Consider the following 22,057-nt stretch of genomic DNA (forward strand, 5'->3'; position numbering starts at 1 on the left):
TCTTAAATCATATGTTTTAAAGATAAATTAATCCTTAAATTCAGTTGCAACTATATAGAACTCTCGTGATTTTGCTCTTGAAGATTTTGGTTTAAACTGAATAACTTTATTGAAAGACTCTCTTACTAGCTTGAGATACTCATCACTACCTTGACCTTGAAAAACTTTTGCAACGAAACAGCCATTTTTATTAAGGCTCATATTGGCAAAATCCAGAGCTAACTCAAGCAGATATATCGATTTTGCTTGATCTGAAGTTTTATTACCACTTAGATTTGGTGCCATATCAGAGATAACACAATCAATTTTTTGATTATTGACAAGAATATTGAGTTTTTGATAAGTTTCATAACTAGAAAAGTCGCCTTGAATAAATTCTACTCCAGCTATTGGAGCCATCTCTAATAGATCTAGAGCAATAAGCTTACCATTTTTACCTATGTATTTTATAACTTGCTCAGACCAGCCACCTGGAGCTGTACCAAGATCGACGACAAACATGTTTGGTTTAAATAATTGATACTTATTTTGTATTTCAATGATTTTGAAACTTGCTCTACTACGGTAACCAAGCTTATTTGCTTGGATGACATAGTAGTCTGAAGTATGCTCATGTAACCATCTTTTAGTACTAGAACCTTTTGACATTTATTTAGCTAATTATTTTTTTGTATATTGTATGAATATTTTTATAATAAATAAAGATTTGTAGTGTTGTTAAATTTGTATATTTGAAAAGCTTATAAAATAGCTACTTTGTAGTTATACTTACAGTATTGAATATTTTAGGTTATTAGGTCTAAATATGCCCAAGAAAATTTTACCCCTTTGTTTGGTGAGTTTGGTAATGGCTTCATGTACTATAAAAAGTGATTTAGAGGATAATATTACCCATTATGAGAAACTAACAAGATATAGTATGGTTAAACAAGTTGATTTTAGTAAGCATACAAATGATATTGATGGAGCAAGATTCTTAGTAGCAAATTATCCAGATCAAATTATTCGTCTTGATGGTGTTGATTTTGATAATAGATATAATAAGTTAGTAAGCTATTTAAAAACTAATGGCTATACAATTATGGTAAATGAAAAATTACCTTTGACAGCTACAATTATTACTGAGGTTAATAAGCCTCTTCCTAATGTAAAATATATTGGTATTATTATGGAACAGGATTCAAAAATTGGTCAAACAATCTACAATATATCTTATGGCGGCAATGAATTCAAAGCGCGCCAATTATATACTGACTATAAAAAGTCATTATGATTTCTTATTTAGTAAACAAAGATACCATTATCAAGAGTATAACTCCACATGTAATAGCTGAGTCAGCTATATTAAAAGATGGCCAGTGATAGTTGTTGATATGAAAATCTAAGAAATCAATTACATAGCCTTGAAAAGCACGATTGTAAAAGTTGCCTAGGGCACCACCTAGAATAAGTGTAAAAGAAAATAGATTAAGTTTCTCAGTAGCTGGTTGCTTGACAATTAGGTAAATAAGAACAATTGCTGCAAACAGTGAAATGATTGAAAACATTATCATCTGCCATGATGTTTGATCATTACTTAGAAGACTAAACACTGCACCATGATTGTATAACAACGTAAGATTAAAAAAACTAGTTATTTTTACAGATTTAGCAAACTCTAGATATGTATTTGCTAAATACTTAGTATATAAGTCAGATAAAATAATCAAAATTGCTAAGATAAAATATTTCAATTTTGGTTTAAGCAAATTCACGTGACTCTCCAGTTGCTGTAGTTATATTTTCGACACAACGAATACAGATATCTTTGTACTGTTGATTCCCTCCAACTGTTGAGCTGCGATGCCAGCATCTTTCACACTTAGGTTCTTTAATTTTAGTTATTTCAATAAATAAGCCAGGAATATTAGCAGCAATTGACTTACATGACTTTTCTTCAATTACTTTTAGGTTTGCTTTTGAAGATATTAGTAAGAATCTAAGTTCATTACCAAGTTTTTCTAGTAGCTTATAATTATCCTTATCAGCATAAATTGTAATTTCAGCTTCTAGAGAGGCTTTGACAACATCTTCATTTCTTTTAATCTCAAGTACTCTATTTACTTCAGAGCGTATTTCTTGGATTTTTGCCCAGTATTCTAGATCTAGTTCAGCATCTGTGTCAAAAGATTTAAGTTCTGTATACCACTCACAAAGCTGGATTGGCAGGTCAGTAGTCTTTGGTGCAGCTTCCCAGATTTCATCAGCAGTGAATGAAAGTATAGGTGCCATCCATCTTACAAGAGCATGGACAATATGATAAATAGCTGTTTGGGCAGACTTGCGTGGATGTCCATCAGTTTTTGCAGTATACTGTCTATCTTTGATGATATCTAGGTAAAAACTTCCCATTTCAATAGAGCAGAAATGATGTATTAGCTGCGCGACTGTATGAATTTGATATTTATCATAAGCATCAATGATTTTATCCTGAAACTCTTTGGTTTTAGCTATTGCCCATTGATCTAGCTTAACTAATTTATCAAATTCAATAATATCAGTAGCTGGGTTAAACCCATCTAAGTTTGAAAGTAAGAATCTAGCAGTATTACGCAATCTACGATAAGTATCTGCAGTTCTTTTTAAGATTTGATCAGATACTGCCATTTCACTTTTATAGTCAGTTGAAGCTGTCCAGAGACGTAAGATATCAGCACCAAGAGTGTTATAGATATCTTGAGGAGATGTTACATTCCCAAGAGATTTAGACATCTTGCGACCATGCTCATCTACTACAAAGCCATGAGTGAAAACTTCTTTATATGGTTGGCTACCTTTAGCAGACATTGCTACTAAAAGCGATGTTTGAAACCAGCCACGATGTTGGTCAGATCCTTCTAAATATAAATCAGCTGGATAGTTTAGGCGTTTGTCTATGTCTAGTATACACATACTAGATGAGCCAGAATCAAACCAAACATCTAAGATATCTTTGACAGGCTTATACTGATCAGTTTCTACGATGAATTCACTGTCATCAGCATTAAACCATACTTCGATATCCCCTTTTTCAATTTTCTCAGCGACTTTGTTTAGTATTTCAATAGTGTTTGGATGTAGTTCTTCAGTTTCCTTATGGATAAATAAAGGTAATGGGACTCCCCAAGTTCTTTGGCGTGATATACACCAGTCAGGTCTATCTTTAACCATGCCCTCTATACGTGTTTGCCCCCAGCTAGGCGTCCAGCTAGTTTCTTTGATAGCTTGTAGTGCTTTATCACGCAATCCTTGTTTTTCCATGCTTATGAACCATTGTGGTGTTGCTCTAAATATAAGAGGAGTTTTGTGCCGCCAGCAGTGAGGATAGCTATGCTTGATCTTATCAGAATTCATTAGGCGTTTTTTCTCACCAAGAAGTTCGATAATTCTATTATTAGCTTTAAATATAAATTCTCCAGCAAATAGTTTGGTATTTTCGCTATAGCAACCATTACCTTTGACAAAAATTTCCATAGATAAGTTATGCTCTTTTCCTAGGTTGAAATCCTCAACACCATGAGTAGGAGCTGTATGTACCATACCTGTACCAGAACCATCAGTGACATGATCACCATGTAAAATTGGTACATGACGACTGTAGAAAGGGTGCTCAGCTATAATTCCAGTTAGTTTATCACCAGTTGTTGTAGCAATTATTTGAGCATTTTCTATGGCATATCTTTTAAATGTTTGCTCAACTAGATTTTTAGCCAAGATAATATAAAAATCTCCAATTTTAATTAAGCTGTAGTTTAGTTGGTTGTTTACTGCAATTGCTTGGTTAGCAGGAAGTGTCCAAGGAGTAGTTGTCCAAATAATTGCAAAAGCATCATGATTTAGCGAATCTAAACCAAAAGCTTGTGCAAGTTTGTTTTTATCTTTGATTTTAAATTTGACATCGATAACAGGAGAAATCTTATCGGCATATTCAACCTCAGCCTCAGCAAGTGCTGAACTACAGTCAGTGCACCAATGCACAGGTTTAAATCCTTTGCTTAGATGACCATTATCAATAATCTTAGCTAATGTTCTAATCATATTAGCTTCATAATCAAAATTCATAGTTAGATATGGCTGTTCCCAGTCACCTAGAACACCAAGTCTCTTGAAATCTTTTTTTTGGATTTCTACTTGTTTTTTAGCATATTTGCGACATTTTTTTCTAAAAGCGTCCTCAGATATACCTTGACCAGCTTTTCCATGTTTTTTCTCAACTTGTAACTCAATTGGTAAGCCATGACAATCCCAAGTAGGAATATAAGGAGCATCATAACCACTTAGGGTCTTTGACTTGATAATTATATCTTTAAGGATTTTATTTACTGCATGGCCAACATGAATATTACCATTAGCATATGGGGGACCATCATGAAGAACAAATTTCTCACGTCCAGCAAAATGTTCTCTAATTTTTTTATAAATACCTTGCTTTTCCCATTTGTTAAAAATGATTGGTTCTTTATTAGCTAGGTTACCTTTCATCGAAAAAGATGTTTTTGGTAGATTTAAGGTGTCTTTATAGTCACTCATATGGGTTTATTCCTTAGATATTAAATAATAAGTTTATATTGAGAAATTTAAAATTACTTAAGGTCAAATTATAAAGTACAAAGTTGATTATGTTAATAGCCTATAATGTAGTTATTAATTTTTTTGCAGTTTGAATATCTTTGAATATTTGTGATTTTAATTCTTCAAAAGAATTAAACTTTATTTCTGTCCTGATAAAACTGACTATTTCTGTGGTTATATGTTTACCATAAATATCCCTATTAAAGTTAAAGATATGAGTCTCAAGAAGGTTATTCTTACCATCGATAGTTGGCCTAGTACCAGCATTAGTTACTCCATAGAAAATCTCATCATCGATAAAAATCCTAGTTAGATAAACTCCCTTGAGAGCCGAATTTTTAGGTAATTTCTGATTGGCGGTATTAAAGCCAATTTTTCTACCATTTTTTTTGCCATGTATGACACGTGAGTTAATTTTTAGTGATTCACCTAAGAGCTTGTTGGCTTCTGCCAAATCATGATTTGTAATAGCTTGGCGAATATCACTGCTACTGATACGGTGATTATCTAGATTTAAGGTAAAAACCTTATCAACACTAAAATCATGGGTTTGTGAGTATTGGTTTAGAAGTTCATAATCACCGCCACGGTTTTTGCCAAATTTAAAGTCATCACCAACAATTATATGTTTGGTATTTAGCTTCTTGACAAGAAATTCTTCGATAAATTCTTTTGCAGTAATATTTGCAAATTTTGTATTAAATTTTTGACAAATTATATACTCTACACCAAGTTTATGTAAGTTGATTACTTTGTTTCTAAAATCATATATTCTTAACGGAGCTCTTTCTTTTGAGAAAAACTCTTTAGGTAAAGGTTCAAAGAATAAAATGTAGGGTACTAGATTATTCTCTTTAGCTATAGTTAAGAGTTTTTTTACGATTGCTTGATGACCTAGATGGATGCCATCAAAAGAGCCAATAGCTATTGCTTTAGGTAAAGGATCTTTGGTTTTATTTAAGTTTGTAATAATTTTCATTATAATAAAGAAGGTTTAAAGCAAACTCATTTGAAAAGTAATAATAGCGTATAGTATTCATTTTTTATTGAAAAAAAGCAACTACTGATAGATACTTATTTGTTAGATGTTTTGTTATAGTGTAACGTAAAATTTTATAAGTGGTTTTGGTCATGGAAAGACGTGAAAAAAGAATAAGAAAGTTAAGAAATAAAAGCGGTAAAGTTTTTGCAATAGAAACCAATCTTACAGGTAGACAGCTCTTAAATAATAGAGTTTTAAATAAGGATGTTGCTTTTAGTCAAGAAGAAAGAATTGCTTTTGATCTTATAGGCTACCTACCAGAAAAAGTCGAAAGTCTCGAAGAGCAGGCTATTAGAGTAAGAAGACAGCTTGATTTGAAACCTAATTCTCTTGAAAAATATGTATTCTTAAATAGGCTTCATGACTTAAATACTACGCTATTTTACCACTTTGTGCGTGAGAATTTAGAAGAAATAATGCCGATTATATATACACCAACAGTAGGTGAGGCAGTTGAAAAGTATAGTAGCCAATTTAGAAAACAAAGTGGTTTATTTATCTCTATAAGTCATAAAAAACATATTGCTAGAATACTAGAGCGATATGAGTATAATAGTATTGACCTAGTACTTGTTACAGATGGTGAGGCAATTCTTGGGATTGGTGATCAAGGCATTGGTGGTATGAATATTAGTGTTGGTAAGATTATGGTCTACGTTGCTGCGAGTGGTATAGATCCAGCAAGGGTTTTACCCATACAGCTTGATATGGGTACAAATAACAATGTTTTATTAAGTGCCTCAGATTACTTAGGTATACGTTTACCAAGAGTCTCTGGTGAAACTTATGATGAGTTTATTGAAGAGTTTGTTACTCAAATTAAAGCTAGATTTCCAAATGTGTTTTTACACTGGGAGGATTTAGGTCGTGATAATGCTACGCGTATTCTAGAAAAATATAAAGATAAGCTATGTACATTTAATGATGATATTGAAGGTACAGGTATTGTTGCGGCAGCTAACTGTATAGCTGCTGTCAAAACAGCAAGCACCATAAGAATAAATGCAGGTGAAATAACCACTGAAGAAGCATTAAGCGGTATATGTGATATTAAAGTAGTTATTTTTGGTGCTGGTAGTGCCGGTTGTGGGATAGCTAGGCAGCTTGCTGATGTAATCGCTGACAGAGCTGGAGTGTCTATTGAGAAAGCTAGAAACAGTATTTATTTAGTAGATAGATATGGTCTAGTTTGTAATAGACTAAGAGCAAAAAAAATTACACCAGAGCAGAAGCTTTTTGTTAAAACTAGTGAAGAAATTGATAAGTGGAAAGTTGAAGGCTTTAATTATATTACGCTTGAAGAAACAGTTAAAAATACAAAATGTGCCATTTTAATTGGAACTTCTGGTCAGCCTGGGTCATTTACTAAAGAAATTATTAAAACTATGGCAAAAAATAATAATTACCCTATTATTATGCCTTTATCTAACCCTACATCTCTTTGTGAAGCATTACCTGAAGATATTATTAAATGGACAAATGGCAATGCACTAATTGCAGCGGGTAGCCCATTCCCTGATGTGACATATAATGGTCGTGAGTATCGTATTTCTCAAGGAAACAATGCCTTTATATTCCCAGGTTTAGGCTTGGGTTCTGTAGCTGTACATGCCCGAGTTCTTACAAAAGGTATGATTAGAGCAGCTTGCTATAGATTAAGTGATTTATCACTAATGGTAATCCATGAGGATATTACTCAACCATTACTAGCTAGGATAACAGATTTAGTTGACGTTACTAAAGAGATTACAAAAGCAGTAGCTAAGCAGGCGATTTTAGAAGGTGTACATGGCGTTGATATAGATCTAGAAGATCTAACCGGGATTGAGCTTGATGAAGAGATTGAGAGATTAATTAATTTATCATCATGGACACCAATATATGCACCATATATGCCAATCTAAATCAGTTTGTGCTTCTGAGACTTAGAAACAGTTTACACATATAGAATATTTAGTTATTATTTATCTTTTTAAAGGTGCAAAATTTATTGAACCCAAGCATATAATTGTGCTAAACTCGACGGGATTTTCTTCGATTTGCTGGTTTATTGTTATAGGGAAGTTTTACTATGGTGCGTAAATTAAAAAAAACCTGTTTGTTGGTTAGTAGCTTATTAGCTTGTAGTGGTTTAGCTTCTTCTGAAAATTCTCCTCAAGTTGTTTCACAAGGAGGTCCTCTTGGCGCTACCAGTATTGGTGATCAAACACTAGGTCAGCCAGATCCAAATGCTAGTGCAGTACCTTCAACAGCACAAGCTACAGGATCAAATCTAAATGATAGAGAACTTTTATTAAAGTTACAGCAACAAGTACAGCAACTTCAAGGACAGTTGCAGCATCTTAAAGCCCAGGGCAATATTGGTGGTGGATTAGAAAATACATCTAATGGTAGTTCACAGTTTACCACTTATAGTTCAAGGGTTGATGGTAATAAAAACCCTCGTACGCTTAGCGGAAATGGTGAAAGTAGAGATTTAAGTCAGGCTTTAATTGGTGGTGAGACTTCATCAGATATTATGGAGAATGTCAATGTGAGTAATTCAATCATCAATCTAGGTGATCAGGCATTAGGAGGTGTATTTAACCAAAAAGGTGGTATTGACGTAGGTGGAGCTCCGGCAATTACAACCCAAGGTCAGGTTACTTACTTAAGTTCATACTCTGGTAACAACAGTATCCCAATCGGGCAGATTTCTTCTAACCTTTTTGCTTCAACATTATTAGGTCAAAGAGAGAAATTTGATGATTATTCAGTATTCTTTGGTGGTTTTATTGAAGCAGATGCACAAGCATGGTTTGGTAGTAGCATAACTAGATCTGGAGCAAATTCTCATCCTGGTAATGGTCAAAATATATATTTGACTAGTGCTAACCTTTATTTCTTATCAAATTTAGGTCACTACGTAACAGCACAATTTGACTTTGACACTAACGAGTCAGGGCAGTTTAGTTTGGGTAACGCCTTTGTGATTTTTGGTAACTTAGATACTTCCCCATTCTTCGTAACTGCTGGTAGAAATAAACTTTCAGTCGGTACATATGGTGGTGGTGGTACCTGGACAAGTGGTATCACAAAATTCTTATCACCAGGTAACGTTACCAACTTATCTGTTGATTATAAAGACCAAGTTTGGAACGCCAATATTGCAGTATTTGGTTCAGATGACAAGCATGCAAATGTCTCAACTGGTTTATTCTATGCCGATAGTTGGACATCAAATTTGGCAGTTGGTTTTAACATTGGTTATGTCTTTAATATTGCAGGAGCTGATAATTTTTCGATAGCAAGCTCATTGAAAAATTTAAATCGTAGTGGTGATAATGTTGGTGCTTTAAACGTCGATGGTAACTTAACTTATGCAATTTGGGATGGGTTCTTAAACTTAGGTGCTGGTTGGGCAAGTACAACAAATAAAGAAGATTTTAATGGTAACGGAGGCAATGTATTAGCTGGTGCATGGTATGGAGCGGCCAACTATTCATTAGTGCTTGGTGGTAGAAATACTAACTTTAACGTTACGTATGGCCAATCATATAATGCTGCAGCCATTCCAATGGCGACAGCAAATGCCTCGCCAAATTTCGGTCAAACAGCAGCAGGTATTAAACAACAGCTTATTTTTTCGGCTCAACGTGCTTACTTTGATGATAATGTTTTGTTTGGCCCTGAATATGCGTATCAAAGACTGTATACTGGTGAGCATATGAATACAATTACGCTGGATATGTCTGTATACGTATAAAAAATATATCGTATGAATGTTTAAAAAAAGCTTTTAGTTGTTATTACATTATTATTTTTTTTAGACATTAATTATGCAACAACTAATCAAGCTAATGACTCTTCAAAATTAAATGCTACCGAAATTACTAAACTTGCTAATAAAATTAGGCTCTTACAAGCTCATATCGCTAAACTTGATAATCAAAGAATAACTGATGATACTGTTGTGGGACTGACTGGGTTCACAGCAAAAAGTCTCTAGTGATCAGTTTAATGATTTCGACAAAAGCACGAAAGTTAGATAATAATATTTACAGCAACAAGTAACTTTAAGCTCGCCTGATAGTGATAGAGAGGTCGATGTTGGTAATCAAGTTAAGATTACCACCCAAGGTGAGGTCTCATATGTTGGTTCATTCTCGAGTAATAATACGGTACTATTAAGCAGTTACCAAGTAACCTTTTTGCCTCAAGTATCCTAAGGCAGATAGCTTTCTTTGATAATTACTCAATTTTCTTAGGTGGATTTATTCAAGCTGATGTACAAATCTGGAACGGTACTGATATTACAACTATAAGTGGTGGAAATTTTCCAGGTACTGGCCTTAACTAGTGCAACGCTATACTTTTTGGCGAATCTTGGTCATTATGTCACAGCGAATTTGGATTTTGTTGCTAACCAGAATAATAATTATGATCTGCAGGATGAATTTGTAATTTTTTGGTAATCTTGATACAATACCAGTATTTGTATCTGTTGATAAATATAGTCCTTCAGTGAGCTCGTTTGGAGGTGGTGGCCCTTAGACAAGTGGTATCACTGCGAATATATTTAGACCACTTAAAGGGGGTTTACCAATGTAGTAATAAACTATCGTGGTGATACCTCAAATGCTAACTTTACTGTTTTTGATGCAAAAAAACATGTGACTTTCTCTGTAACGTATTTTGATGCTGTGAGTATTCGAAATATAGCCAAAGTAGATTTTAATTTGGGTTATATGCATGATATTCATGGTGCTAATAATGATTTAACTTTGTTGATAAGCATTTCAGAGAGTTTAATATCAATATAGCTATAAACTTTGAGAGTATTCCTTTCCTACCAGGAAATTTAAATATTCGTGCTGGCTGGATAACTACTACAACCCAAAGTACACAATTTAATGGTCGTAGTAATGCATTTGCAGGAGCTTTTACAGTACAAGTAGCATACACTTTTAGATTATTTGGCAGCGGTCAGAATATTAACGCTAGTTATGGCCACTCTTATAATGCCGATAACATTATCTACTGGAGGGCGCTTTTTTCTAGCAGCTTCAGGGATTAAAGATCAAATTCTAATATCTACTCAACGATCATTCTTTGATAACAATGTTCTTATTGGTCTAGAGTATTCATGGCAGAGCTTGTGCAATGGGCAGCGGATGAATACATTTACACTAGATCTTTCGGTTTATATCTAGGAGGAGTACTTAGATAGTCTATTTTAGTAACTAACTAATCACGAAGAGCAAGAAATTTACTAGGTAAATATTGTTTTGCGTAACAGCAACATAATTTTGCTATTACACTATATATTTGTGAATTAGCTCTCTGAGTGATAGTAAATACTTTAGAGTATGCCTGCAAATGCTTATTATAGTCTCTATATTCATCAGAAAACTTGTCTGCGAATATATTTATAATTATAAATCTGATATTAAATATACTTTTTAATCACTTATTGGTATTTGTATATTGATAATATTTCTTATAAGTTCAATAATTTAATTTATATTTTAGTAATTATTATTTTATTAATAATATTTATTAAAAATATAGATAAAGAAGGTAAAAATGAATAAAAAATAACATGATTAATTTTTATGACTGGTTCTATAAATGTAGGATTAGTTTATCTAGATAATAAGTTTAATTTCGTGGATAAAACCTCAGGAACAGTAACGAAGTTTAAATTCATCGAAATGATCTGATTATTAGTGATCAAAAGCTGATGAACTTAAATATCTAGATCAAGAGAGGTTACCGGTAATATTTTTAAATATAATTAACCAGCGGAGAGACATAAAATAGAGGTATTTAAAGATTTGACTTTTTTCCATATGCATTTTCAAATACTGATTTTACTTTTCATGTTGATAAAGAGGAAAGAGCTGCTTTAAATTCTTGCTCAAGGTAGCAATAATCATTGCAATAATTGGTGGTTTGAATAAAGATCAATGTTTTTTCTTTCAAAGAGGAAACAATACTAATAATGAAATCATAATGACTTCAAGTAATTGTATAAATAACTGGTAATTAAGAAGGTAAGTAAAAATGAAAAAATATTATTTTATTTAGTATGTTAGCAACTACTTCAACTATGTGTGCAACACAAGTTAGTGCTAAATTAAAAATCCAAAATAATTTTAATGCTGTGATGCATGTGAAAATGTCTAAAGAGCTTAGTTCTAAAGCAAAATTTGAGAAAAATGCTGCTTATGATATTCAACCAGATAAAGCACAAAAAATTACTGTTTTGATAGATTATGGAGCTACTGGTGATTTTTATGTTGAAGTTGATGCTCAGTGTAAATTTAATGCAAGTGTTGATGCAGAGGTATGGGAACTTATAAGTTCTGGAGGCAAACATCTAGCTGACTTTAAAACAGAGGTGAGTTGTAATTTTGCAGCTAATGCAAGCGCTTTTGCGACTCTAGGCATATCTCAGTTAACATCTCTAGTAGCTAATGTATCTTTCACAAAGAGTGATGGATTGCACGAATGTAGTTTAAATAAAGATTACATAAATATTTATCTTAGATCATCAAATAAGGTGGTATAGATATCACGTACCAGATGTCTTAGGAGGTGCTCAGTATGGTTGTTATACAAGTGAAGATAATTCATTAGTAGTTGATAAGAATATTCTACCACCAACTCATGTTAAGCTTATCGTCCCATCTTCAAAGATGACATATTCTGTAACTCTAGATTCATAATTATTATTCTAAATTACAAATTATTTTTTACCTTAAGTGATTTGCTTTATAAAAATTCTGAAATAGAGTAAGATTATCGGTAAATTATAAAATTATCGAGTAACAATGTCTTTTTTAGTTGCAATTGTGGGTAGAGCCAATGTTGGTAAATCTACTCTTTTTAATGTTTTGACAAACTCGCGTGATGCCTTAGTCTTTGATTTTGAAGGTGTAACGCGTGATCGTCAATATGGGCAAGCAAAATACGATGATTTGGATTATCTAGTAGTTGATACTGGTGGTATCTCAGATAAAGATGTAGGCTTTGATGAGTTTATAGCTAAACAATCACAAGTAACTATAGATGAGGCAAATATAGTTTTCTTTGTAGTTGATGGTAAGGCTGGATTGACAGCTGGAGATGAGTATGTTGCTGATCTTTTACGCCAGAAAGATAAGAAAGTAGTAGTTGTGGTAAACAAGGTTGATGGTACCGAAGAAGAAGCAGCAATGGCTGAGTTTTATAGTTTTGGCTTTGATAAAGTATTTGCAATATCTGCAGCACATCGTAGAAACACACAAAAGCTAGTTGATAAGTTTCTGAAAAAACCATTAAACGAATACTATCAAGATTATACTCAAACACAAGAGCATAAAGAACAACAACGTCATGGTGTCCATTTTTCATTAATTGGTAGACCTAATGTTGGTAAATCGATACTTACAAACAGAATGCTTGGTGAAGATAGAGTCGTGGTATTTGATATGCCAGGCACTACAATTGACAGTGTCAGTATTCCGTTTGAGCGCCATGGTCAGAAGTATACTATAGTTGATACAGCTGGTGTGCGCAAAAGAGGCAAGGTAAAACAAACTTTAGAGAAGTTTTCGGTAATAAAAACATTACAAACAATACAAGATTCAAATGTTGTAGTCGCAGTAGTTGATGCAAGACAGAGTATTTCAGATCAAGACCTAAGTCTGATACATTTTGCTATCAAAAATGGTAGAGCATTAGTTTTAGCTGTAAATAAATGGGATGGTATGACAGAAGAGGATCGTACTCAGGTTAAACAAGACCTTAAAAGAAAGCTTTTTTTCCTACAGGATTATGTTGATATACACTTTATCTCAGCATTACATGGTACTAATGTTGGTCATATTTTTGAGTCAATAGACACGGCCTATACTTGTGCAAATAAAAAAATAACTACAGCTGATGCTACGCGTTTAATGCAGCTTGCAGTAGAGGCGCATTCACCACCAATCGTAGGTAAGTTTAGAATTAAACTTAAGTATGCTCATGTTGGAGGCCACAATCCACCAGTTATTGTGATACATGGTAACCAAGTAAGTAGATTACCAAACTCATATAAAAGATATTTAGAAAATTTCTTTAGAGAAGCTTTAGATTTCTGTGGTACTCCAATAGTGTTTGAGTTTAAGCAGTCAGAAAACCCTTTTGCAGATAGAAAAAATAAGAGATCAAAAGATGAAGGCAGTAAGAGTAAAAAAAATAAGTAAGATTGCTGATGAAATAACCATTAATATTAGTGGTGCAAAAAATGCTTTGTTACATTTAATTTTTGGAAGCTTAATTCCAGATACTAAAACAAAATTTACTAATGTTCCAACGACTCTTTTAGACTATAAAGGTGCTAAAGAGATCTTAGAAAGTGTCGGTGCTCAAGTCATCGAAAAGGGTGAGAATGTAACTATTGATACAACTAGCATTTCAAATGAAACTTTAGAGCTATGTGGAAAGATGACATCTAAAACACGCTGTTCTTTGATGCTTTTAGGCTCATTACTTAAAAAAAAAGGTCGTGTTAAGATTGGTTTTCCTGGAGGTTGTAGTTTCAGTGAAAAAAGGCCTTTTGATATTCATCTAAATGGCTTAGAAGCGTTGGGAGCTGAAGTCAAATTGATTGATGATCATATAGAAGTTATTTACAAAGAAGAAAAAAACGCGGAGTTTAAGATGCCTTTTCCTTCAGTTGGTGCAACTATTAATTTGATAATGTATGCTGTGACTGGTAACTCTGAGGTTATACTTGAAAATGTTGCTTTAGAACCTGAGGTTGTTACATTAATAGACTATCTTAATCAATGTGGTGCAAATATTAATTTTGATACGGATAGCAGAAAAATAAAAATCTTAGGTGTCATGAGATTAAACGGCTGTGAGTTTGAAATTATTTTTGACCGTATTCAAGCTATGACTTATGCTGCTATGGCATATTTGCATAAAACAAATGTTACAATTACAAATATTAATACCCAAAATACATACAATATCAAAAAACCACTAGAAAAATTGGTCAATGCTGGAGCTAAATGGGAGTATGACCAAGTTAATCGTAGTATTAAGTTTTTTGGTAAGGATAGTCTTATCAAAGGTGTTGATATAATTGCCGCACCTTTTCCACATTTCCCTACTGATTTACAGCCAATATATGCAGTGATGTTATTTATGGCAAATAGCTCTAGTACTATTCAAGATACGGTTTACCCTGAGCGTATAAATTATGTTTATCAAATTCGTAAAATGGGTTTTAATATATCTATAGATAATACTCTTATAAAAATAAAGCCACTTGAAAATCTAGATGATATACGCCCAGCGGTGATGAGTGTCAAAGATCTGCGCGCTGGTATGGCATGCTTAATGGCAGGATCATTATTATATGAATTTTCGATTATTAATAATGCTCATCAGATATTTAGAGGGTATAATAATCTCATAGAAAATATGTCTCATTTTATGCAAATAGAGATTTTAAATGATAATGTTTAGGTAACTAATGTCAGAGTATATATCTTTAGAACAATATAATACATATCGTATTAGGTCTTTTGCTAAATATGTTTATTTTCCTACTAATAATCAAGAACTATTAGATATTATTAATAAGCATCAGAAATTATTTTTCCTTGGTAACGGTAGTAATGTCATTTTTTCTAAAGAGTATTATGATGATGTAGCATTTGTGATTTTCACTAAAAAATTCAACTCTTTAAATATTACTGATAATTATGTTAATGTCCAAGCTGGAGTATTATTACAGGATCTTGTATTAGCTACCTATAATGCTGGCTTAAGTGGTATTGAGACTTTTTATGATGTGCCAGCTAGTGTTGGTGGAGCATTGATTATGAACGCTGGTGCATATGGTGATGAGATATACACTTGTGTCAAAAGTGTCACAATACTTAACCTTAATACCAAACAGATAAAAAAATATTCAAAAAAAGATATTGAATATGGTTATAGATATTCGATTTTTAAGTATATGAAAGATATTTGTATTTTATCAGCGGAGTTTGAGTTTGAGCATAAATCAAAACAAGAGATAAAAGCAAAACTAGATGATATTTATTCATGCCGGTTATCTAATTTACCACAAAAACCTACGGCTGGAAGTGTTTTTAAGAGACCACAAGCAAATATGCCAGTAGGTGTTATGGTAGAGCAGCTAGGGCTAAAAGGTAAGCAAATTGGTGATGCGCAAATATCACCAAAGCACAGCGGCATTATCGTAAATAATGGTAATGCTAGCGGTCAGAACATCTTAGACCTTATTGAGTTTATAAAACAACAAATTTTGGAGCATTATAATACCGAGTTACATGAGGAGCAAATTGTTATTTAAATTGCTTTAGATAAAAGCTCTTTCTTATATGTATAATATCTACTATACTTTGCATAGGAAAAAATTTTTTGACAAATTATGAAAAAAAGTTTTATCATCTTTGATAATTGTTTCCTTATGTTGCAGTATTTCTATAGCTGATACAATTACTGTTAAGGCTCAACAGGTAGTCAATATTGGTAGTAAAGATAACCAACTGCGTCAGTATGCTTCTAAAACTTCTATAAATAGTGATTCTGCTTTGTTAACTCAAAGTCAAATTGCTAGTTTCTGTTATTAAACAAAGTGAAGCGCCTAAAGCAAATGATTATGGTGATACTTTGAGTAGTCTTGTTGACACTGGTGATGATGATTATGAAAAGCTTTTAGCTGAAGCTGAAGAGATCCTAAAAGATAATGCTCCATCAGAAACTAAAAAAAAGATAGATGCTTTCAATCTTGAACTTGCAACTAAAGCTAAACAGGAAAAACAAAAACTTAAAAAGCCAGCAGCGAGTGTCTTAACTGAGGCGCGTAATATGATTAAAGAAAATCATAATATTGATCAAGATTTTAAAAAATCGCAAAGTTATTATAAAGCTAAGTCCACTAAAGATTATATTGATGAGAATATTAAAAAATATAATTACGAATATAAAGTAAAAAATTATAAAAATCTTTTAGATAATGTTAGTGCCCCTGAAGAAATAGATAAAACATTTGAGCAAATAGATAACGATGAAAATAGCCAGGGTTTTAAGTATAAACTATCTGATGGTTATCCTATCGAACAAATTACTACTGTAGGGTTGCTAAGTGGTGAACAGCAGCGTTTTAAAAAATGTTTGATTATGAAAACCTATGGAGGTGGTACATGGAGAACATATTGTCAGCCACTGAAAAAACCGACAAAATGTTCTGATTATGATTGGCAGCAGTTATCTACTATGCCTGTCATGTATTGCTAAGAGATTTTTTCTTAAAATCAGTAATTTGTTTTTTTAGCTCTTCTAAGCTTATTCTATTTGAGTTTACTTGAGATTTTAGAGTGTTATCTTGAGACTTGCGTATGGCATAACCGTATAATGCTTCTATTTCTAACTGTAAATTTTGTTTAAATTTCTTAATAAAACTATACCACATACTTTTACCAGTTAAGCCACATTGCATATTTGTATCAGCTAGTGGTTCATTTAGATGTCTTATATCATCAAAAAGAATATTTATATTCTCATAAGTAAATGTGATAAGATCTGACTCAATAGCAAGGCTTTTATATTGGCTAGCTTGTAGCATATTTCCCCAAGTTAGAAGATCAATCATGCTATTGGTATGCTTGTGATTACTGACACATGCAAAAGCTTCTTTCAGTGTCGCAAATGATTTATCGCCAAAAGTTGAAAAGAGTAAAATACCATCATCATCATTAATCAGCTGATAATATTTATCTAGCTCTTGAGATAAATTATCTGTTAAGTGAATAATAGAGTTTGAGAAAATAATATCAAATTGTTGCTTAAAGTTTTGATTGGTGTGAATATCAGCGTTAGGAAATCGTTTGTATAATTTCTCAAAATAATCATTATCACTATAACCAGTGACTAAGATATCTTTAGGATCTAGCTTTATAAATTCCAAACGCTTGAGTAGTCTTTGGGCAATTTCATTTTTTATAAAAGATTGAGAATATAGTTTTCTCTTTGATAGTCTATTAAGAAAAAGATTATAATTGAACATATAAAAACTTCTTTTATAATTAATTATGAAAATTATAACAAAAACCATGAAAATATTATCTAATCAAAACTGCCTATTTTATGTAAATAATCTACTAATGATAATATTTGTAATTGTTGTTTTGAGAGTTTATTACAACAACTATAATTTTCAAAAACAACAAATAGAGCTTAATTCAAGATTTGATTATTTTTATTTACTTAAATATTTTTCAGAAGTTAGGTTCTTGCTGCAGAGATTTAAGTTTAATAAAGATTTGTTAGCTGGTTAGATTTTTTCTAAATTGATTAGGCATTGGTGGGATGATGATATGGCCCAGCAGCATTTCAAAAATGTAGATGCTATTGGAGCAATACCAATACATAGGCTTAGATATCTATACCGTGGCTTTAATCAAGCTGAAGTGTTAGCTAAATCACTATCAGAATATACTGATATTAAACCAGCTTTTGAGAATTATGTGAGAATCAAGTATACAAAATCCCAAGCTAAATCATTGAAGCAAAAAAGAGCTTTACAGATAAAAGTGGTATTTGTGCTTAACTAAACCAATTATAGCAAAGCATTTACTTGTATTTGATGATGTCTTAACTACTGGCTTATACACTTAATGAGTTTATTGAAACTATTTCAAAAAAGAAGTAAAATTCAAAAAATATCTATAATCACACTAGTAAGACCTGGATAGTCTAATTATAACTAAATGTTATTAATAACATAAAAATTATATATTTAAATTTAAGGAAATGTTTTGTAATAATAATCACATAAAGATTACAAAGATTTATAGAGTAGGTGACTAAAATAAGAAAAATAATATTATCAGTAGTGTGTTTATTAGTTTATCAACTATGAGTTTTGCATAAGGTTTACATTAAGTAAATAGTTTTTCAAATAACTCTTTCCCACCGCCAGTTCTGAGTTTAGCAATCTAGTTTAAGAATTTTGGTTTTTAAATTGATTATTCAGGAAGTTTAGATTTGATTCTACCAGCTAAGATATGAGCGTGAATATGAAAAACCATCTGTCCCCCTTCTTTACCAGTATTAAATACAGTCTTAAAACCGTTTAATCCTATTAGCTTAGCAACTTTGGGAATACTAAGCATAAATTTACCCATAAGCTCTTGATCTTGTTCGTTTATATCATTTAAGCTAGCGATGTGTCTTTTAGGGATAACAAGGACATGCACATCAGCAGCTGGGTTGATATCATGAAAAGCAAAGACGTTTTCACCTTCATAAACTTTTTTAGATGGTATTTCACCATTAATAATTTTGCAAAAAATACAATCTGACACCTATTTCTCCTTCTTAAAACTATAGTAAATCAAGCATACAACTCCGAGAACTATAAAACTAGTATTATGATTACTAATAAAGTTTTGTAGTTTAATTAGTGGAGTTATATCTTTATTCAAAGTATATATTACTCCGACGGTTGTTAAAGCTATCCCACAACTTAAAGCAAATCGATATTTTTTCTTAGGCTCTTTTAAGTCATTAATTTGCGCAGATGAAGTAGCATTTTTTAGGTTGATTTGTGTCTGTTGTAATATATCAAAAACCATGCGTGGTAATTCTGGTAGTTTATCACTAACTCTAGGCATATTTTCCATTGAACGATAGTAGAAACCTCTTAGACCCATTTGCTCTTTCATCCATTTTTCTAGGATTGGTCGAGACGTTTCCCAAATATTTAATTCAGGATGAAGTTTTTGTCCAAGACCCTCAACATGAAAAAGAGTTTTTTGTAACAGTGTAAGTTGAGGTTGGATGTTCATATTGAAACGACGAGCTACTATAAAAAGTTGCATCAGAGTATAGCCTAGTGATATCTCTTTCATAGGCTTTTCGAAGATTGGCTCACACACTGTTCTAATCGCTGATTCAAGTACATCAACACGCGTATCACTTGGAACCCAGCCAGATTCTATATGTAGCTCAGCAACTTTACGATAGTCTCGTTTTAAAAAAGCCGAGAAGTTACCTGCAAGGTAGCGCTGATCATCACGATTAAGAGTACCAACGATACCAAAATCTATTGAAATATATTTTGGATCAGTTGGATTAGACACATCGATAAACATATTACCAGGGTGCATATCAGCATGGAAAAAACAGTCATCAAATACTTGTGAATAAAAAATTTCTACACCCCGCTGTGCTAGTAGACGACGATCGACACCTAAGGCATCTAGGGTTTCTATATCAGAAACTCTTATGCCACCAACTCTCTCCATTACCATCACAGTAGAACTAGTATATTCCCAATATATTTTAGGAACATAATGTATGGTTGAGTTTTCAAAATTTCTACGAATTTGAGAAGCATTTGCCGCTTCACGGACTAAATCAAGCTCATCAAAAAAGCTTTGATTTATCTCTTTGATAATCTCTACAGGCTTAAATCTTCGTATTACTTTGAGTTTACTAAGTAAAGTTGCAAATAGTAGCATCAAAGAAGTATCCAGTTTAAGAATTTTCTCAATTCCCGGACGCAGCACTTTCACTACCACTTTTTCATCATTCTGTAATACAGCAGCGTGCACTTGAGCTACAGATGCAGACGCCAATGTAGTGCTTTCAAAGCTTTTAAAAATCTCATTGATAGGTTTTTTTGCAGCTTTTTGAATTTGTTCAGCAGCTATTTTATTATCAAAAGGTGGGACATTATCTTGGAGTTTTGAAACTTCTTTTATCACATCTGGAGGTAGTAAATCAGCTCTAACTGATAACGCTTGTCCGAATTTGATAAAAATAGGTCCAAGTTTTTCTAAAGCTTCTCTAATACGCACACCATGTTCGAGCCTACTTATTCTTGGAGAATAGTAAAATGGATTCAGAAATAATAAAACTCTTAGAGTTTTTATTTTTGTCGCTCTAATTGGTTCATTGAGTAGACAATATTTATTTATAATATAAAAAATGTATATAAGCCTTAGAAATTTTTTAATCATTGTTTAAGCCTTGTAATAATTTTAGCTTTAACTCTATTCTATCAGTGGTCTGCTTTAGTTCTTGAACTTGGCGATAAAAGATATTAATTTCATTTTGAGATATCAGAGTCTTTTTCTCTTCTGTTAGGAAGTCTTTGATATCGACAATAGTCTCTTGTCGTGAGGTTTTAAAGTATTGTTTTGCTTTTTGAAAAGGTTTAGCAACAATTCCAGCAAATTCAGGACTGGTAAGTTCAGATATTTTGTAAACTAAATCAATATCAATAGCATTCAAAAATTTATTAAAAGCATTAAGATCTTTTAGGCTACCTTGATAATAAAGTTTTTCAGCTATTATTAACTCTTGTAGGTTTTTATTGAAAATAAGTTCTAAAATATAAGCTAAGTTACCTTTTAAAATGTTTTTAGTAGGCTCGTTGTTGGCATGTATTTTAGAATCTTCTACTTTAAGCGTAATCATTAAATCAATATCAACGATATTGACACTTAAAGTTTTACCATTTAGAGGTAATAGCAGAGCACTTACCTGAGGATCAAGTTTAGATAGAAGACCTAAGGTTGTATTTACTAGTTTTAGCATTTTAATATTTATATCCAATATGTAGTGCTACAATACCACCAGTCATGTTTTGATATTCGACATTATCAAATCCAGCGTCATACATTATCCGTTTTAGTGTTTGTTGATCAGGATGCTTACGGATTGACTCAGCTAGGTATTTGTAGCTTTCGGCATCTTGAGTAATAATTTTACCTAAAAATGGTAAAGCTTTGAAAGAGTATTCATCATAAACTTTAGAAAGCAAAGGTATGATAGGCTTAGAGAATTCTAGTACAAGTAAGCGACCACCAGGTTTTAGAACGCGGCACATTGATACTAGAGCTTTATATTTATCTGTAACATTTCTAAGCCCAAATGATATTGTAATACAATCAAAATAATTATCAGCGAAAGGTAGGCACTCAGCGTTAGCTTGGACATATTCAATATTGCCAACGCAACCCTTGTTAGTTAGCTTTTCCTTGCCTACTTCAAGCATTGAGGAGTTAATATCACTCAAGATTACTTTACCTTGTGAGCCAACCATTTGACAAAATTTATATGCTAAATCACCAGTACCACCAGCAAGATCTAAGACATTATCACCCTTACGAACATAAGATTTAGCAATAGTTTGTTTTTTCCAGATGCGATGAATTCCAAATGACATTAGGTCATTCATCAAGTCATATTTAGCTGCTACTGAATGGAATACTCCAGCTACTTTTTTTGTTTTTCTTCCCAAGGCACTTGTGTAAAGCCAAAATCTGTTGTTTTATTTTCTTTAGACATCTAAACTAGATTGTAATATTGAGATGTTATTTTATTATAGCAGAATATTAACTATTTGTATTGGCAAGATACCAT

Annotated in this window: 15 protein-coding genes and 7 pseudogenes; 13 read left to right on the forward strand and 9 right to left on the reverse strand. The window is 32.4% G+C overall.

Annotated elements, in window-relative coordinates:
* Nucleotides 1-27: 27 nt before the first annotated feature.
* The gene (locus C9379_RS03890; RefSeq protein ID WP_143384968.1) at nucleotides 28-648 is read right to left on the reverse strand and encodes an RlmE family RNA methyltransferase; all 621 of its coding nucleotides are present in this window, start codon (nucleotides 646-648) and stop codon (nucleotides 28-30) included.
* A 157-nt stretch (nucleotides 649-805) separates the two neighbouring features.
* Here C9379_RS03890 and C9379_RS03895 point away from each other — a divergent pair, with 157 nt between their 5' ends.
* The gene (locus C9379_RS03895; protein WP_143384969.1) at nucleotides 806-1,273 is read left to right on the forward strand and encodes a hypothetical protein; all 468 of its coding nucleotides are present in this window, start codon (nucleotides 806-808) and stop codon (nucleotides 1,271-1,273) included.
* Between the two features lie 4 nt (nucleotides 1,274-1,277).
* Here the strand turns inward: C9379_RS03895 and lspA are convergent, their stop codons facing one another.
* The 3 genes from lspA to ribF all read right to left on the reverse strand — a co-directional run bounded on the left by lspA (nucleotide 1,278) and on the right by ribF (nucleotide 5,569).
* Nucleotides 1,278-1,754 (reverse strand): signal peptidase II, encoded by a 477-nt coding sequence (lspA, locus tag C9379_RS03900; protein ID WP_143384970.1) that lies wholly within the window; start codon nucleotides 1,752-1,754, stop codon nucleotides 1,278-1,280.
* Complete coding sequence (ileS, locus tag C9379_RS03905; protein ID WP_143384971.1) at nucleotides 1,741-4,548, reverse strand: isoleucine--tRNA ligase; 2,808 nt, start codon at nucleotides 4,546-4,548, stop codon at nucleotides 1,741-1,743. The genes lspA and ileS overlap by 14 nt, the downstream gene beginning before the upstream one ends.
* Before the next feature lie 100 nt (nucleotides 4,549-4,648).
* On the reverse strand, nucleotides 4,649-5,569 hold the full coding sequence (gene ribF, locus C9379_RS03910; RefSeq protein WP_143384972.1) for a bifunctional riboflavin kinase/FAD synthetase: 921 nt from the start codon (nucleotides 5,567-5,569) through the stop codon (nucleotides 4,649-4,651).
* A gap of 152 nt (nucleotides 5,570-5,721) precedes the next feature.
* Here ribF and C9379_RS03915 point away from each other — a divergent pair, with 152 nt between their 5' ends.
* From C9379_RS03915 to C9379_RS03950, 11 genes and pseudogenes are all read left to right on the forward strand, one after another.
* The gene (locus C9379_RS03915) at nucleotides 5,722-7,536 is read left to right on the forward strand and encodes an NAD-dependent malic enzyme (protein ID WP_143384973.1); all 1,815 of its coding nucleotides are present in this window, start codon (nucleotides 5,722-5,724) and stop codon (nucleotides 7,534-7,536) included.
* A gap of 167 nt (nucleotides 7,537-7,703) precedes the next feature.
* Complete coding sequence (locus tag C9379_RS03920) at nucleotides 7,704-9,377, forward strand: DUF3573 domain-containing protein (protein WP_143384974.1); 1,674 nt, start codon at nucleotides 7,704-7,706, stop codon at nucleotides 9,375-9,377.
* Nucleotides 9,378-9,738: 361 nt separating this feature from the next.
* Nucleotides 9,739-9,971 (forward strand): annotated as a pseudogene (locus C9379_RS08745) (DUF3573 domain-containing protein).
* Nucleotides 9,940-10,434, forward strand: a pseudogene (locus tag C9379_RS08750) (DUF3573 domain-containing protein). The pseudogenes C9379_RS08745 and C9379_RS08750 overlap by 32 nt, the downstream one beginning before the upstream one ends.
* 183 nt (nucleotides 10,435-10,617) lie before the next feature.
* On the forward strand, nucleotides 10,618-10,824 hold the full coding sequence (locus C9379_RS08755) for a hypothetical protein (RefSeq protein ID WP_318263343.1): 207 nt from the start codon (nucleotides 10,618-10,620) through the stop codon (nucleotides 10,822-10,824).
* Nucleotides 10,825-11,226: 402 nt separating this feature from the next.
* Nucleotides 11,227-11,659: pseudogene (locus tag C9379_RS08760) on the forward strand (hypothetical protein).
* A 43-nt stretch (nucleotides 11,660-11,702) separates the two neighbouring features.
* Nucleotides 11,703-12,213, forward strand: a pseudogene (locus tag C9379_RS03930) (hypothetical protein); the annotation flags it as partial.
* A 234-nt stretch (nucleotides 12,214-12,447) separates the two neighbouring features.
* Entirely contained in the window at nucleotides 12,448-13,845 is a 1,398-nt protein-coding gene (der, locus tag C9379_RS03935) for a ribosome biogenesis GTPase Der (protein ID WP_143384975.1), read from the forward strand.
* On the forward strand, nucleotides 13,814-15,118 hold the full coding sequence (locus tag C9379_RS03940) for a UDP-N-acetylglucosamine 1-carboxyvinyltransferase (protein ID WP_318263344.1): 1,305 nt from the start codon (nucleotides 13,814-13,816) through the stop codon (nucleotides 15,116-15,118). Before der ends, C9379_RS03940 begins: the two co-directional genes overlap by 32 nt.
* Nucleotides 15,119-15,125: 7 nt before the next feature.
* Nucleotides 15,126-15,974 (forward strand): UDP-N-acetylmuramate dehydrogenase, encoded by an 849-nt coding sequence (gene murB / locus C9379_RS03945; RefSeq protein ID WP_143384977.1) that lies wholly within the window; start codon nucleotides 15,126-15,128, stop codon nucleotides 15,972-15,974.
* 106 nt (nucleotides 15,975-16,080) lie between these two features.
* Nucleotides 16,081-16,921: pseudogene (locus C9379_RS03950) on the forward strand (hypothetical protein).
* Here C9379_RS03950 and C9379_RS03955 read toward each other — a convergent pair.
* Nucleotides 16,908-17,738, reverse strand: coding sequence for a biotin synthase (locus C9379_RS03955; protein ID WP_143384978.1), 831 nt, complete (start codon nucleotides 17,736-17,738; stop codon nucleotides 16,908-16,910). The pseudogene C9379_RS03950 and the gene C9379_RS03955 sit on opposite strands and share 14 nt — an antisense overlap.
* Between C9379_RS03955 and C9379_RS03960 the strand changes: the two are divergent.
* Nucleotides 17,716-18,378 (forward strand): annotated as a pseudogene (locus tag C9379_RS03960) (ComF family protein). The gene C9379_RS03955 and the pseudogene C9379_RS03960 overlap by 23 nt on opposite strands.
* A 273-nt stretch (nucleotides 18,379-18,651) precedes the next feature.
* Here the strand turns inward: C9379_RS03960 and C9379_RS03965 are convergent.
* From C9379_RS03965 to ubiE, 4 genes and pseudogenes are all read right to left on the reverse strand, one after another.
* Nucleotides 18,652-18,990, reverse strand: a complete 339-nt coding sequence (locus C9379_RS03965) for a histidine triad nucleotide-binding protein (RefSeq protein ID WP_143384979.1) — start codon at nucleotides 18,988-18,990, stop codon at nucleotides 18,652-18,654.
* A complete protein-coding gene (gene ubiB / locus C9379_RS03970) occupies nucleotides 18,991-20,649 on the reverse strand; it encodes a ubiquinone biosynthesis regulatory protein kinase UbiB (protein ID WP_143384980.1) in 1,659 nt (552 codons plus the stop codon).
* A complete protein-coding gene (locus C9379_RS03975; RefSeq protein WP_318263345.1) occupies nucleotides 20,642-21,229 on the reverse strand; it encodes a ubiquinone biosynthesis accessory factor UbiJ in 588 nt (195 codons plus the stop codon). The genes ubiB and C9379_RS03975 overlap by 8 nt, the downstream gene beginning before the upstream one ends.
* 1 nt (nucleotide 21,230) lies before the next feature.
* Nucleotides 21,231-21,982: pseudogene (ubiE, locus tag C9379_RS03980) on the reverse strand (bifunctional demethylmenaquinone methyltransferase/2-methoxy-6-polyprenyl-1,4-benzoquinol methylase UbiE).
* Between the last annotated feature and the right edge of the window lie 75 nt (nucleotides 21,983-22,057).

Origin of the sequence: Francisella-like endosymbiont (genome assembly GCF_003069505.1) — a bacterium.
GTDB lineage: Bacteria > Pseudomonadota > Gammaproteobacteria > Francisellales > Francisellaceae > Francisella.

Excerpts from the sequence above, each read along its gene's own strand:
- C9379_RS03890 (WP_143384968.1), bottom strand. The coding sequence starts at position 648 with ATGTCAAAAGGTTCTAGTACTAAAAGATGGTTACATGAGCATACTTCA.
- C9379_RS03895 (WP_143384969.1), top strand. The coding sequence starts at position 806 with ATGCCCAAGAAAATTTTACCCCTTTGTTTGGTGAGTTTGGTAATGGCT.
- ileS (WP_143384971.1), bottom strand. The coding sequence starts at position 4,548 with ATGAGTGACTATAAAGACACCTTAAATCTACCAAAAACATCTTTTTCG.
- ribF (WP_143384972.1), bottom strand. The coding sequence starts at position 5,569 with ATGAAAATTATTACAAACTTAAATAAAACCAAAGATCCTTTACCTAAA.
- C9379_RS03915 (WP_143384973.1), top strand. The coding sequence starts at position 5,722 with ATGGAAAGACGTGAAAAAAGAATAAGAAAGTTAAGAAATAAAAGCGGT.
- C9379_RS03920 (WP_143384974.1), top strand. The coding sequence starts at position 7,704 with ATGGTGCGTAAATTAAAAAAAACCTGTTTGTTGGTTAGTAGCTTATTA.
- C9379_RS08755 (WP_318263343.1), top strand. The coding sequence starts at position 10,618 with ATGGCCACTCTTATAATGCCGATAACATTATCTACTGGAGGGCGCTTT.
- der (WP_143384975.1), top strand. The coding sequence starts at position 12,448 with ATGTCTTTTTTAGTTGCAATTGTGGGTAGAGCCAATGTTGGTAAATCT.
- C9379_RS03940 (WP_318263344.1), top strand. The coding sequence starts at position 13,814 with ATGAAGGCAGTAAGAGTAAAAAAAATAAGTAAGATTGCTGATGAAATA.
- murB (WP_143384977.1), top strand. The coding sequence starts at position 15,126 with ATGTCAGAGTATATATCTTTAGAACAATATAATACATATCGTATTAGG.
- C9379_RS03955 (WP_143384978.1), bottom strand. The coding sequence starts at position 17,738 with ATGGTTTTTGTTATAATTTTCATAATTAATTATAAAAGAAGTTTTTAT.
- ubiB (WP_143384980.1), bottom strand. The coding sequence starts at position 20,649 with ATGATTAAAAAATTTCTAAGGCTTATATACATTTTTTATATTATAAAT.
- C9379_RS03975 (WP_318263345.1), bottom strand. The coding sequence starts at position 21,229 with ATGCTAAAACTAGTAAATACAACCTTAGGTCTTCTATCTAAACTTGAT.